Origin of the sequence: Streptomyces maremycinicus (genome assembly GCF_001184025.1) — a bacterium.
In the GTDB taxonomy this organism is placed as follows: domain Bacteria; phylum Actinomycetota; class Actinomycetes; order Streptomycetales; family Streptomycetaceae; genus Streptomyces; species Streptomyces maremycinicus.
Genome location: NZ_BBYG01000009.1, coordinates 193864 through 207477, shown reverse-complemented (window position 1 = coordinate 207477; position 13614 = coordinate 193864). Strand labels below are relative to the sequence as shown.

General features: G+C 70.1%; 10 protein-coding genes and 1 tRNA gene. 5 read left to right on the top strand and 6 right to left on the bottom strand.

Annotated features, from left to right (window positions below; all coding sequences use genetic code 11):
• The 6 genes from AOQ37_RS05520 to AOQ37_RS05495 all read right to left on the bottom strand — a co-directional run bounded on the left by AOQ37_RS05520 (position 1) and on the right by AOQ37_RS05495 (position 9373).
• Positions 1 to 414, bottom strand: a complete 414-nt coding sequence (locus AOQ37_RS05520; protein WP_037737006.1) for a roadblock/LC7 domain-containing protein — start codon at positions 412 to 414, stop codon at positions 1 to 3.
• A 10-nt stretch (positions 415 to 424) separates the two neighbouring features.
• On the bottom strand, positions 425 to 3730 hold the full coding sequence (locus AOQ37_RS05515) for a sensor histidine kinase (protein WP_199824936.1): 3306 nt from the start codon (positions 3728 to 3730) through the stop codon (positions 425 to 427).
• Between the two features lie 376 nt (positions 3731 to 4106).
• The gene (locus AOQ37_RS05510) at positions 4107 to 4682 is read right to left on the bottom strand and encodes a GTP-binding protein (RefSeq protein WP_054239771.1); all 576 of its coding nucleotides are present in this window, start codon (positions 4680 to 4682) and stop codon (positions 4107 to 4109) included.
• Complete coding sequence (locus AOQ37_RS05505; protein WP_009190816.1) at positions 4663 to 5061, bottom strand: DUF742 domain-containing protein; 399 nt, start codon at positions 5059 to 5061, stop codon at positions 4663 to 4665. Before AOQ37_RS05505 ends, AOQ37_RS05510 begins: the two co-directional genes overlap by 20 nt.
• Positions 5062 to 5173: 112 nt before the next feature.
• A complete protein-coding gene (locus AOQ37_RS05500) occupies positions 5174 to 5587 on the bottom strand; it encodes a roadblock/LC7 domain-containing protein (protein ID WP_020128762.1) in 414 nt (137 codons plus the stop codon).
• Between the two features lie 9 nt (positions 5588 to 5596).
• A complete protein-coding gene (locus tag AOQ37_RS05495) occupies positions 5597 to 9373 on the bottom strand; it encodes a sensor histidine kinase (RefSeq protein ID WP_062641797.1) in 3777 nt (1258 codons plus the stop codon).
• A gap of 602 nt (positions 9374 to 9975) precedes the next feature.
• On the opposite strand from AOQ37_RS05495, the gene AOQ37_RS39620 reads away from it, so the two are divergent.
• The 5 genes from AOQ37_RS39620 to AOQ37_RS05475 all read left to right on the top strand — a co-directional run bounded on the left by AOQ37_RS39620 (position 9976) and on the right by AOQ37_RS05475 (position 13577).
• The gene (locus AOQ37_RS39620) at positions 9976 to 10164 is read left to right on the top strand and encodes a hypothetical protein (RefSeq protein ID WP_199824935.1); all 189 of its coding nucleotides are present in this window, start codon (positions 9976 to 9978) and stop codon (positions 10162 to 10164) included.
• A gap of 147 nt (positions 10165 to 10311) precedes the next feature.
• A complete protein-coding gene (locus tag AOQ37_RS05490; protein WP_062641796.1) occupies positions 10312 to 11097 on the top strand; it encodes a fumarylacetoacetate hydrolase family protein in 786 nt (261 codons plus the stop codon).
• Positions 11090 to 12574: a glutamate--tRNA ligase gene (gene gltX, locus AOQ37_RS05485; protein WP_078890018.1), complete on the top strand. Its 1485-nt coding sequence runs from the start codon at positions 11090 to 11092 to the stop codon at positions 12572 to 12574. Before AOQ37_RS05490 ends, gltX begins: the two co-directional genes overlap by 8 nt.
• Before the next feature lie 111 nt (positions 12575 to 12685).
• The gene (locus AOQ37_RS05480) at positions 12686 to 13414 is read left to right on the top strand and encodes an HAD family hydrolase (protein WP_062641792.1); all 729 of its coding nucleotides are present in this window, start codon (positions 12686 to 12688) and stop codon (positions 13412 to 13414) included.
• Positions 13415 to 13505: 91 nt separating this feature from the next.
• A tRNA-Gln gene (locus AOQ37_RS05475) sits at positions 13506 to 13577 on the top strand.
• Positions 13578 to 13614: the final 37 nt, after the last annotated feature.

Below are 13614 nucleotides of genomic sequence, written 5' to 3'. Positions count from 1 at the left end.
TTAGTTGAGAAGGCTCCCTTGGAGCTCCGCACGAAGATCGGGGGTCAGAACCGAGCCGGCTCGGTCGACCAGAAGGGCCATCTCGTACCCAATGAGGCCGATGTCCGCCTCCGGATGCGCGAGAACGGCGAGCGAGGAACCGTCGGAAATGGACATGAGGAAGAGGAATCCCCGCTCCATCTCCACAACCGTCTGGTTCACGCTGCCCCCCTCGAAGATCCGGGAGGCGCCTGCCGTCAGGGACGTCAGACCGGAAGCGACGGCCGCGAGCTGGTCGGCTCGGTCGCGGGGGAAGCCTTCGGACATCGCCAGAAGGAGTCCGTCGGCGGAGACCACCACGGTGTGGGACACCCCCGGGGTGTTGTCCACGAAGTTGGTGATCACCCAGTTCAGGTTCTGTGCCGCCTGGCTCATCGGGCTCACACTAACGCTCCTGGTTGTAGGTGCTGTCAGGACCGAGGCCCTGGCCGTTCGTTTCACTGCTGCCTGCGCTGCGTCCGCGCTGGACGCCCCGGCGCAGGTTGCTCAACCTGCCTCGGACGTCCTCCGGGGCGCGGGAGACCTGGGGGCCTCCCTGGGGGGTGGTCTCGGCGGCGCCCTCGATCAGATTGGCCTTGGGCACCCGCCGGGGCAGGCCGGAGGAGGTGACCCCACCCGCCTTGGGCTTCTTCAGAGCGGAGGCCTGCTGCCAGCGCTCGTCGTTGGCCGAACGCCAGGAGTCGCCGCCGCCGTTGCTCTCCGCGGGGGAGGCCGCCGGCTCCTGCTTCGCGGACCGGGCGCCGTTCGCACCGCTCGCGGCGGAACCGCGGCGGGGGAGACCGGCGTCGGTCAGCGCGTGGGAGGCGGAGGAGGTCGGTCCCGGCCGGTCGAAGCCTACGCGGTTCTGCTCACCCGCGTCAGCGGCCTGCGCGGATTCCGCTTCCGGAGCGTACTGGTCCGGGTAGCCGTTCTGGTAACCGTTCGTGTGGCCGTTCTGCTGGGGCCAGTCGTCCTGGTAGGACTGCTGCTCCTGGTACGGCTGGAAGCCCTCGGACGCGGCGGCGGGAGTCGCCGACCGGTCCTCCTGGCCGGGCTCCGCATACGCGGGGTCCGGGTAGCCGCCGTTCGACGCGTAGCCGTCGTTCTGCGCAGGGCCGCCGTTGCCGGAGAAGGACTCGCCCTGCGGCATGCCACCGTTCGGCGCGAAGTACTGGTCGTCGTACGCCGGGCGCTGCTGCTCCTCGTACGACGTCTGCTGGTCGAACGCCGCCTGCTGCTCGGCATACCCGGTCGCACCGTTGTCGTAGCCGGCCGCCGCACCCTGCTGGGCGGGGTCGTAGCCGTTCTGCCCGGCGTCGTAGGGCTGCTGCTGCTGACGGGACGCGTCGAAGCCCTCGGCGGACTGCTGCTGCCCGGCCGGCTGGCCCGGCTGTCCGTCCAGGGCCGCACGGCGCTCCTCGCGCATCAGCGAGCGGCCCACCGGGTCCAGGTCGCGGATGTCGTCCGGGACCTCGTACTGGCTGTCGTCGAAGCCGAGCTCCGCGGCGGTGCGCATCGGCAGACCGTTGTTGAAGTCCTCGCCGGCGGCGCCGCCGTAGTTCTGCTCCGGGATGATCTGCGAGACGGTGAACTCGTCGCGCGGCTGCTGCTCGCCACCGCCACCGTGGGTGATGGCGTCCGGGAGCATGACCAGCGAGGTGGTGCCGGCCTGCTCGCCCGAGGGGCGCAGCTGCACGCGGATGCCGTGCCGGTCGGACAGCCGGCCGACCACGAACAGGCCCATGCGCTGCGAGATAGCGGCGTCCACGGTCGGCGGGTTGGCCAGCTTGTGGTTGATGTCCGCGAAGTCCTCGGCGGTGAGGCCGATGCCCTTGTCGTGGATCTCGATCATGACCCGGCCGTCGGGGAGACGGGTCGCGGTCACCCGGACCTTGGTCTGCGGGGAGGAGAACGTGGTGGCGTTCTCCAGCAGCTCGGCGAGCAGGTGCACGAGGTCGGTCACGGCGCGGCCGTGGATCTCGGCCTCCGGGACGCCCGACAGCTCGATGCGCTCGTACTGCTCCACCTCGGAGGAGGCGGCGCGCAGCACGTCGACCAGCGGGACCGGCTGGTCCCAGCGGCGGCCGGGCTCCTCGCCGGCGAGGACCAGGAGGTTCTCGCCGTTGCGGCGCATACGGGTGGCGAGGTGGTCCAGGCGGAAGAGGTTCTCCAGCTGGTCCGGGTCGGCCTCGTTGTTCTCCAGGTCGGTGATCAGGGTCAGCTGGCCCTCGATCAGGGACTGGTTGCGGCGCGAGAGGTTGGTGAAGATCGCGTTGATGTTGCCCCGGAGCAGGGCCTGCTCGGCGGCCAGTCGGACGGCCTCGCGGTGGACCTGGTCGAAGGCGCGGGCGACCTCGCCGATCTCGTCCCTGGTGTTGATGGGGATCGGCTGGACGCGGGTGTCCACCCGGCCCGGGTCGGTGCGCGAGAGCTGGTCGACCAGCATCGGCAGGCGCTGCTCGGCGATGCCGAAGGCGGCGTTGCGCAGCTGGCGCATGGCCTGGCTCATCTGGCGGGCCATGAGACTGGCGACGATGAACGCGGCGAGCAGGGCGATGATGACGATGGCGCCGTTGATGATGGCGTCGCGCTGCGCGTCGGAGGCGATCTCACCCGCGTCGGTGACCGCGCGGTTGATGAGCTCGCTCTCGACCTGGCTGTAGCCCTCGAACTTCAGCGTCGCGGCGGTCATCCACGCGTCGGCGGTGATGCCCTGCTCGGCGAGCTGGGACGGGGAGCGCCCGCTGCTGATCGCCTGGATCATCTTGTCCATGGTCGGCGGCGCGGTGAAGTCCTCACCCGCGGCGTCGGCCTTGTCCTTGGCCTCGGCGACCTGCTTGGCGCCCTCCTCGGTCTTCTCCTTCATGACCTCGGTGAGCCGCGCGGCGTCCTCGGTGGTGCCACCGGAGACGTACTCCTGCTGGGCGATGCCCTCGAGGTAGGCGTACGAGGTGAAGGCGGTGAGCTGCTGCCGGTAGACCGTCTCGTCGGGGCTGGGCCGGACCAGCAGGTGCATGCCGATCGCGCGCTGGAGGGACTCGGCGCCCTTGGCCAGGGCGACCGCGTAGACGGTGCGGCCGTAGGCGGTGATGTTGCCGGTGCCGAGCCCGAGTTCGTTGGAGAACTCCATCAGCAGGTGCTCGACCGCGACGTAGCCCTCTTCGGTCTTCACCGGGTCCAGGGCCTTGGTGTAGGCGGCCGCGCGGATCTTCGCCAGCGTCGGCTCGGCCTCTTCGACCAGCTTCAGACGGCGCTTGAGGCCTTCCTTGTCCGGCATCCCGACGACCTCGTCGTGGAAGGCGGTGGCCTTCGCGTCGGTGGTGGCGCGGGCCGCCTTGACGTTCGAGTCGTCCTTCTTGGACTGGAGCAGCGGCTGGGCGCTGATGTCCCGCTCGTTGAGCAGGGCCTCGGCGTACGCGCCGGCGGCGGCCACGATCTTCGCCGTCTTCTCGGCGTCGCGGGCCTCCTGCCAGGTGTTGATCGAGTTCTTCACCTGGAAGCCGCCCATGACCAGGCCGACCACCACGGGTATGAGCAGGATCGCGTTCAGCCGGGTGGGCACCCGCCAGTTCCGCGGGGAGAGACGACCGCCGCTCTTCGCGGGTGCGGACGCCGGCTCCGAACCGGGCACAGGGGCGGGTGCCGCTCCGCGCGGCGGCGGGGTGAAGTTGCCCCGGGCCGCCGGCTCGGGACTTTGCTTGCTTCGCCTCACTCGACCAACAACCTCTCGGCGGTCGGCACCTTCGTCGTGCCGCAGTGTCTCAGAGCCCGGTCAGCCATCGACCATGAGTACGTCATTGACTATTGGGCAGTTCAGGCATTCCAGCATGACGACCAGCGCTCTTCCAAACATGGGAAAGCACTGGTTCGGTGTGATGTAAGCCCCAGATAAAACGGTCAAAAAGAACGAGCCCCGCCAAAAGGCGGGGCTTTCGTGCGCACAGCGAGACCGAGCGACCGCGACGCGTGGCGGTGCCTGTGGATTCCACTGCCGAAACGTTATGAACACCGGAGCCGACCGTGTCAAAGGCCACAGTCGGCTCCAGAGCGTCTACGACAACTGCCGTACGGCACCGCGTGCTTGAAAATTACCGCAGTCGTGCCATGAGCGCGTGCTCGACCAGCGTGATCAGCGCGCTCTTGGCATCCGAGCGGTGCCGGGCGTCCGTCGTGATGATCGGGGTGTCCGGTCCGATCTGGAGGGCCTCGCGGACCTCCTCCGGCTGGTACGGCTGCGAGCCGTCGAAGCCGTTGAGGGCGACGACGAACGGCAGACCGCTGTTCTCGAAGTAGTCGACCGCCGGGAAGCAGTCGGCGAGACGCCGGGTGTCCACCAGGACGATCGCGCCGATCGCGCCGCGCACCAGGTCGTCCCACATGAACCAGAACCGGTCCTGGCCCGGCGTACCGAACAGGTACAGGATCAGGTCCTGGTCGAGCGTGATACGACCGAAGTCCATGGCCACCGTGGTGGTGGTCTTGTCCCCGGTGTGGGTCAGGTCGTCGATGCCCGCGCTCGCGGACGTCATGACGGCCTCCGTGCGCAGCGGGTTGATCTCGGAGACGGCGCCCACGAACGTGGTCTTGCCCACGCCGAAGCCCCCCGCCACCACGATCTTCGCGGAGGTGGTGGCCCGCCCTCCGTCAGAGCTTGCGAAGTCCACTGAGCACCCTTTCGAGCAGCGTCACGTCCGGAGCGCCGCCGTTGTTCTCGTCGCCGCCCGGCTGGTGGATGGCCACCAGTCCGGCCTCGGCGAGGTCCGCGACCAGGATCCGCGCCACTCCCAGCGGCATGGCCAGGAGAGCCGAGACCTCCGCGACCGACTTCACCTCACGGCACAGGTGGCAGATGCGCTGGTGCTCCGGGAGCAGCCCCATGAGCGCTGCCGGGTCGGCCGTCGTGCTGATCAGCGCCTCGATGGCGAGCTGATAGCGCGGCCGCGTCCGGCCGCCGGTCATCGCGTACGGACGCACCAGCGGCTGGTCGCCCTCATCCCCGTACGGCTCCGCGTACGGATCATGATGGGCGGTGGGCGGGGTCATGGATCCTCCGGGCGGGACAGCATTCGCGGTCAGTCGTGCCGTCCGTCGAGGCCGGTGGGGGGATTGTGTCGGCCGGACGGTGATTTCGTGAGGTGGGTGGTGCTGGGGCGGGTCAGTGGAGCAGACTGCCCTGGAGTTCGGCGCGCAGGTCGGGCGTGAGGACCGCGCCGGCGCGGTCGACGAGCAGCGTCATCTCGTAGCCCACGAGACCGATGTCGCACTCGGGGTGGGCGAGAACGGCGAGCGACGAGCCGTCCGAGACGGACATGAGGAAGAGGAACCCTCGTTCCATCTCGACGACGGTCTGCGCGACGCTGCCGCCTTCGAAGATCCGGGAGGCGCCGGCCGTCAGCGAGGTCAGCCCCGACGCGACGGCCGCCAACTGATCGGCACGGTCGCGCGGGAAGCCTTCGGACATCGCGAGCAGGAGCCCGTCGGCGGACACGACAACGGTGTGGGACACCCCAGGGGTGTTGTCCACGAAGTTGGTGATCAACCAGTTCAGGTTCTGTGCCGCCTGGCTCATCTGACTCAACTAACGCTCCTGCTGGTGAGTGGGGCTCGGGAAACTGCCGGTCTGGCCGTTGCCGGCCTGACGACCCTGCGCGATGCCCCGACGGAGATTGGTCAGCCGTCCGCGTACGTCGTCAGGCGCGCGCGAGACCTGCGGACCGGGCTGGTGCTGTTGCTGCTGAGCTGTGCCCGGGACGAGGTTCGCCCTGGGCACCCGGCGCGGCAGGCCGGATGTGGTGACGCCGCCCGCGGCCGGCTGCCTGACCCGCTCTGCCTGCCGGACGAGTTCGTCGTTCGGCGAGGTGCGCCAGGAGGCATTGGTGGCGGGACGCTGGGGGGCAGCCGGAGCCTGCGGCTCCTGGTGCTGCTGCTGTTGCTGCGGAGCCTGGCCCGCACCACCCGCCTGCTGACCGTGGAACCAGTTGGTCTCCAGCGTGTCGTAGAGCGGGGTACGTCCGTCACCGGGACCCGAGGCCGGCGGCAGTGCCTCCGGCTCCGGACGCCCCACGGGACGCTGCGGGCCGGTCGGCTGCGCCTGGGTGCCGTAGCCACCCGCCTGCGGTGCGGCGAACTGGCCGGTGGACGAGGGGTCCTGGCGGCCGGGCAGCGAGTGCTGACCGGTCGAGGAGCCGTCGTAGCCGTTTGCGGTGAACTGGCCGGTGGAGCCGTTGTCGTACGCCTGCGGAGCGAACTGGTTCGGGGCCGCGGGAGCGTTCTGGCCGCCCGGGGTGCCGAAGACGTCGGACCGGGTGAAGCCGTTCTCGTCCTGCGGGGCGCTGGTGCCGGGGCGCTGGAACTGCCCCGTGTCCTGGCGGCCGTTCGTGCCGGGACGCTGGAACTGGTTGGTGTCCTGGCGTCCGCCCTGACCCTGCTGGGGGTTGCCCACGGCCGGGAACTGGCCCGTGCCCTGGAAGCCGTTCGTGACGGGGCGGCCGAAGTCGGCCGGGCCCGCCGGGCTCTGGCGGTCGTCGGTGCGCGGGATCGCCGGTATCTCGGCGGTGGCGCCGGGACCCTGCCGGTCGTCGAAGCGCGGCATGCGCGACGTCTGGGCGGCGTCCGGCTCCTCGTGACCGCGCGGGGCGTCCAGCGGGCTGCGCGGCACCGGCGGCTGGGCGTTCTCGTCGCCCCAGCTGGTCGCCCGCGGCTGCGGGTTGCCGCCCGGCAGCTCGGCGCGCGGACCACCGCGCGGCGGCAGCTGCGGCTGACGGCCGCGGCCGCCCTGCTCGGCCTTGTTGCCGGCCCGCTGCTGCGTCGGACGTCCGCCGAACATGTCCACACCCGAGGAGGAACCCGTACCGGCCGCCTGGAGACCCTGCGGCGCGGCCGGCGCCTGGCCGCCGAAGCCGGAACCCGCACCGGCCGGAGCCGGTCGGCCCTGCTGGGGGGAGGCCGGAGGCTGCTGCGGTCCGCGCGGCGGCTGACCACCGGGACGGCCACCGCCGTCACGGCCGGGCAGCGCGGCCCGGGGGCCCTGACCGGCGGCGAGCCGGCCACCGGCGCCGGGGCCGGCGCCGAGGGCACCGCCCTGCGAGCCGTTCTGCGCGCCGGTCTGGCGACGCGCGGCGGCGACGCCCGCGGCGGCCTGCGCGGCGGCGGGACCACCGGCGACGGCGCCCTGACCGGGCTTGGGCTGAGGCTTCTTGCCGCCCTGGGCGACATCCACGGGGAGCATGACCAGCGCGGTCGTGCCACCGGAGTCGGAGGGACGCAGCTGGATGCGGATGCCGTGGCGCTGCGACAGACGACCGACCACGAACAGACCCATGCGGCGCGAGACCGAGACGTCCACGGTGGGCGGCGAGGCGAGCCGCTCGTTGATCGCGGCGAGGTCCTCCGGGGAGAGGCCGATACCGGTGTCGTGGATCTCGATCAGCACCCGCCCGTCGGGCAGCGCGTGACCGGTGACCTTGACCTTGGTCTGAGGCGAGGAGAACGAGGTGGCGTTCTCGAGCAGCTCGGCGAGCAGGTGCACGAGGTCGTTGACGACGCGGCCGGCCACTTCGGTGGTCGGCACGGAGGCCAGCTCGATGCGCTCGTACTGCTCCACCTCGGACGCGGCGGCACGCAGCACGTCGACCAGCGGGACCGGACGGGTCCAGCGACGGCCGGGCTCCTCACCCGCGAGGACGAGGAGGTTCTCACCGTTACGGCGCATGCGGGTCGCGAGGTGGTCGAGCTTGAAGAGCGAGGACAGCTGGTCCGGGTCGGCCTCGCGGGACTCCAGTTCGGAGATGAGCGAGAGCTGACGCTGGATGAGGCCCTGGGAGCGGCGCGAGAGGTTGGTGAACATCGCGTTGACGTTGCCCCGGAGGAGGGCCTGCTCGGCGGCGAGACGGACCGCCTCGCGGTGCACGTCGTCGAAGGCCGCGGCCACCTGGCCGATCTCGTCCCGGGAGTGCACACCGACCGACTCCACGGACGTGTCCACGTCCTGCGGGTCGGACTCGGACAGCTGCTTGACCAGCTCGGGCAGGCGGTCCTGGGCGACCTTGGTGGCGGTCTCCTGGAGGCGGCGCAGCGAACGGATCATGGACCGGGCGACGACGAACGCGCCGACCAGCGAGACACCGAGCACGAGCAGGATCAGCGCACCGGAGATGATCGCTTCGCGCTCCGACTCGGCGCGCAGCTCACGCGCCTTCTGCTCCATGTTCTCGAGCAGGGTGAGCTCGATGTTGTTCATCTGCTTGATCTTGGTGGAGCTGGCGTCGAGCCAGTCCTGGTACGACTGCTTGTCCAGCGACTCCAGGCCGCTGGAGGAGCTGAGCGCACGGGTGGCGTAGGTGTCGGCGTCCTCGATGACCGGGTTGCCCTGCTGGATCGGCTTCAGCAGTTCCTCGGCGCCGCTGTCGCCGTAGATGCTGCGGAAGCTCGCGAGGTCGGAGTCCTGGTTCTCGAGTCCGGCCTCGGCGTACTGCCGGTCGTTCTCGGAGAGGTCGCCGTAGACGGTGTTGCCCACCGGCAGCGCCGCCGCGAGCACGGCGCGCTGGACGGAGGCGTACTCCTTGGCGGAGGAGAAGGCGGCCAGCGCACGCGTGCGCTGGATCATCTCCGGATTGCTCGTGGCCTGCGCCATGTCCTGCGAGAGGTCGAGCAGGCTGGTGATGAGGCGGTGGTAGGCCTCCACCGTCTGGGTGGAGTTGCCCTTCTCCGCGTAGGCCGTCGAACGGACCTTGGCGAGGTTGCCGAGGTCGCCCAGCAGACCGACGAGGCTGTCCCGGACGCCCTGGAGGTTGCCCTCCGAGGTGGCGCCGTCGATCTCCTCGGACGCGTCCTGGAAGGCGCTGAGCGCGCGGTCCGTCTTCTCGCGCAGGCCCTTGATACCGGGGTCCGTCGCCTTGCCGTTGTGCGCCAGCGGGCCGGCCGAGCGGTCACGCTCGTCCTGGAGCGCGTCGGCCAGGTCGGTGGCCTGCTTGGTCATGTCCGTCAGCAGCTTCATGTTGTCGAGCTGCTGGATGTCGTCCATCGACTGGTTGATGCGCAGCGCGCCCAGCGAGGTGGCCGCGACCACGGGCAGGGTCAGCAGTGCCACCAGACGCGTGGAGATGCGCCAGTTGCGCAGCGCGACCCGCGGGCCGGGGCCGGTGGGGCCGGTCGGCGGCTTCGTCGGAGCCGGGGGAGGAGTGGTCGCCGACGCGGACGCGCCGGGACGTCCGGAGCGCTCACCGCCGTCGCCGGACGGATTGGGGCCCTGGTTCTGGGCGTGCTGGGGCGAGGAGCCGACTGCCATCGGGCCAGTCCCGCCGTGCGGCTCCGGCTCGGCCGAAGCGCTGCCATCCCTCTTGAAACGTCCCTGCACTAGCGTCGCAACCTCTGGACCAGGCGCCCCTCCGCGCGAACGGAAGGACGGTGTCGGCGTGTTGGCGGGCGTCCTGAATACGCCCGTCAATTGGTCGTGAGTACCGGCGCTGGCTCCCCCTGTCCTCGCCGCCACCGGGCGCGCTGGGCGCCCTCTGTGCGCCGGCTCGATCCAGCGGCGGTCCGAGGAATTCCAGCACAGTGCAGGATCTCCAACAAGGCCCGTTGGCCAGGCTGTGACATCCGTGACACGACGTGAGGGTCAAGTTACGGGATGTAGAAAGTGATCCCACGTAAGGCGGACATAAGGGTGGGAAGAGGGGGTGGCCGGGGGGTGTCCCAGTCGCCATGATCAGGAGCGGAATGAATGCTTCAGGTGGTGAATGCCCGTTTCGCGAAGGTCGCCGAGCAGTCCGGAATGACCGCTTTGCCCAGTGATTCGTGAGCAAACTCACACGCTGATCATGCGACCTTCACGTCTTCACCGGGAATCGCGTGTTTAGCCTGACGCTTTACAGGGATGGCACATCCGACAAACCGCGTCTGTACGGAGCCCCTTGAGGGCTTCCCGGACGCCCGGACACGACAGGGTCACGTACAACAGTGAAGACGACGACGATGTTCCACAAGATCGCCAACCCCCGGCGTACGACCCTGGCGCACCTCACGGACGCCGACGAGCTCCAGCTCCCGGAGCAGCAGGAGCACTCCGTCGAACTTCCCGCCCAGACCGCGAACCCCAAGCGCACCATCCTCATGGAGGCGCCGGTCGCCGCCTCCGTCGTGGAGTAGATCATCACGCGGAGATACGGGCACCGGCCGCCGAATGCTCAAGGCGGCCACCCACGGATGTCAAGGGCGTCCCCGGCCGGGGACGCCCTTCCGCGTTAGCCTGGGGCGTCAGACTCCAGCCAGCTCAGTCAAGGGGCCAACCAACCCGTGCGCATCGCCAGGTTCTCCATCGACGGGAACGTCGCCTTCGGCGCGGTCGAGGGCGACAAGCCGGACGAGCTCGTCCTCGACATCATCAAGGGCATCCCGTTCACGGACTTCGAGCTCTCCGGCACCAAGGTGCCGCTGAGCAAGGTCCGGCTGCTCCCGCCCGTCCTGCCCAACAAGGTCGTGGCCTTCGGCCGTAACTACGCCGAGCACGCGCGCGAGCTGGGCAACGAGGTGCCGGACGCCCCGTTCGCCTTCTTCAAGCCGTCCACCTCGGTGATCGGTCCCGGCGACGCCATCCAGTACCCGGCCTTCTCCGAGGAGGTCCATCACGAGGCCGAGCTCGCCGTGGTCATCGGCCGGCTCTGCCGCGAGGTCCCCCGTGAGCGCGTCAAGGACGTGATCTTCGGCTACACCTGCGCGAACGACGTCACCGCCCGCGACGTCCAGAAGCGCGAGAAGCAGTGGGCCCGGGCCAAGGGCTTCGACACCTCGTGCCCGCTGGGCCCCTGGGTGGAGACCGGCCTGGACCTGAAGACCGCCGCCGACCTCACCGTCCAGCTGACGGTCAACGGGCAGCAACGGCAGCTCGGCCGCACCAGCGAGATGATCCACTCGATCGAGGATCTGATCGTCAACATCTCCGAGGCCATGACGCTGCTCCCCGGCGACGTGATCCTCACGGGCACCCCGGCAGGGGTAGGCCCCCTGGTCGTCGGCGACGAGGTCGCCGTCACCATCGAAGGCATCGGCACTCTCACCAACAAGGTTGTCAAGCGTGGCTAGCGCACCCGGCTCCCCCGTACGCGTCCGTTTCTGTCCCTCGCCCACCGGTAACCCCCACGTGGGCCTGGTCCGCACCGCCCTGTTCAACTGGGCGTTCGCCAAGCACCACCAGGGCACCCTGGTCTTCCGCATCGAGGACACCGACGCGGCCCGTGACTCCGAGGAGTCCTACCAGCAGCTCCTGGACTCGCTGCGCTGGCTGGGCTTCGACTGGGACGAGGGCCCCGAGGTCGGCGGCCCGCACGCGCCGTACCGCCAGTCGCAGCGCATGGACCTCTACGCCGACGTCGCCCGCAGGCTCCTCGAGGCCGGCCACGCCTACCACTGCTACTGCTCCCAGGAGGAGCTGGACACCCGCCGCGACGCCGCCCGCGCCGCCGGCCGGCCCTCCGGCTACGACGGCCACTGCCGCGACCTCACCGAGGAGCAGGTGGCGCAGTACCGGGCCCAGGGCCGTACCCCGATCGTCCGCTTCCGCATGCCCGACGAGACGATCACCTTCACGGACCTGGTCCGCGGCGAGCTGACCTTCACCCCGGAGAACGTGCCCGACTTCGGCATCGTCCGCGCGAACGGCGCCCCGCTGTACACGCTGGTCAACCCCGTCGACGACGCGCTGATGGAGATCACCCACGTCCTGCGCGGCGAGGACCTGCTCTCCTCGACCCCCCGCCAGATCGCGCTCTACAAGGCGCTGACCGAACTGGGCATCGCCCAGGGCACGCCGCAGTTCGGCCACCTGCCGTACGTGATGGGCGAGGGCAACAAGAAGCTGTCGAAGCGGGACCCGGAGTCCTCGCTCAACCTCTACCGCGAGCGCGGCTTCCTCCCCGAGGGACTGCTCAACTACCTCTCGCTGCTCGGCTGGTCGCTCTCCGCCGACCAGGACATCTTCACCCTGGACGAGATGACCGCGGCCTTCGAGATCGGGGACGTCAACCCCAACCCGGCGCGCTTCGACCTGAAGAAGTGCGAGGCGATCAACGCCGACCACATCCGCCTGCTGGACGTGAAGGACTTCACCGAGCGCTGCGCGCCCTGGCTGAAGGCCCCCTTCGCCCCCTGGGCCCCGCAGGACTTCGACGAGGCCAAGTGGGAGGCGATCGCCCCGCACGCCCAGACCCGTCTGAAGGTGCTGTCGGAGATCACCGACAACGTCGACTTCCTCTTCCTGCCGGAGCCGGTCTCCGACGAGGCCAGCTGGGCGAAGGCGATGAAGGAGGGCAGCGACGCGCTGCTCGCGACGGCCCGCGAGAAGCTGGCCGCGGCCGACTGGACCTCGGCCGAGTCCCTGAAGGAGGCCGTCCTGGCCGCCGGCGAGGCGCACGGCCTCAAGCTCGGCAAGGCCCAGGCCCCGGTCCGCGTCGCCGTCACCGGCCGCACGGTCGGCCTGCCGCTCTTCGAGTCCCTGGAGATCCTGGGCAAGGAGAAGACGCTGGCCCGCGTCGACGCGGCACTGGCGAAGCTCACCGCCTAGAACCGCCCGCGCGGTCCCCGACCGCGCCCGAGGGGCGGCGCCCGGTGATCCGGGTGCCGCCCCTTCGGCATACCCCGGACAGGGCGGCCGGGCCCGCGTTACGGTTGGATCATGAGCATCCTCGCCGTGGTCTGGGACGTGGACGACACCCTCTTCGACTACACGACCGCCGACCGCGAGGGCATGCGGTCGTATCTGACGGCCGAGGGGCTGCTCGACCGGTTCGGCACCGCGGAGCGGGGGCTCGCGCGGTGGCGGGAGGTCACCGAGGAGCACTGGGCCCGCTTCTCTGCGGGCGGGATCACCTTCGAGGACCAGTGCCGGGGCCGGGTGCGGGCGTTCCTGGGCCGTGAGATGAGCGACGCGGAGGCCGACGACTGGCTTCGGCGCTACCACGCGCACTACGAGGCCGCCTGGTCGCTCTTCCCGGACGTCCTGCCGGTGCTGGACGCCCTCGCCGCCAGCCACCGCCACGCGGTGCTCTCCAACTCCAGCATCCATGTCCAGGATCACAAACTGCGCGTCCTCGGCGTCCACGACCGCTTCGAGGTCATCCTGTGCGCGGCGGAACTGGGCGTCTCCAAGCCGGAGCCCGGCGCCTTCCTCGCGGCCTGCGAGGCCCTGTCGCTCGCCCCGCACCAGGTGGCCTACGTCGGCGACCATCCGGAGATCGACGGACAGGGCGCCGCCGAGGCGGGACTGCTCTCCGTGTGGATCGACCGCTGCGGTACGGCCACCGTCGAGCTCCCCTCCGGACGCCACCGGATCGTCTCGCTCGCCGAACTGCCCGCGATCCTCGGCCCCGATACCCGTTTTGGAGCCCGGTCCACCTTCGGGTAATGTTCTTCCTGCGCCGCCGGGGAGCGGGCCGAAAGGCCGGAACCGGAGGAGCAACGCTAGAACAAGAACCCCTCCGGGGCTTGCGTTCCAGTGGCCTATGGTGTAATTGGCAGCACGACTGATTCTGGTTCAGTTAGTCTTGGTTCGAGTCCAGGTAGGCCAGCTCGCAGAGCTCATCTGCGCCCGCGGAGATCTACTCC

Excerpts from the sequence above, each read along its gene's own strand:
- AOQ37_RS05520 (WP_037737006.1), bottom strand. The coding sequence starts at position 414 with ATGAGCCAGGCGGCACAGAACCTGAACTGGGTGATCACCAACTTCGTG.
- AOQ37_RS05505 (WP_009190816.1), bottom strand. The coding sequence starts at position 5,061 with ATGACCCCGCCCACCGCCCATCATGATCCGTACGCGGAGCCGTACGGG.
- AOQ37_RS05500 (WP_020128762.1), bottom strand. The coding sequence starts at position 5,587 with ATGAGCCAGGCGGCACAGAACCTGAACTGGTTGATCACCAACTTCGTG.
- AOQ37_RS05480 (WP_062641792.1), top strand. The coding sequence starts at position 12,686 with ATGAGCATCCTCGCCGTGGTCTGGGACGTGGACGACACCCTCTTCGAC.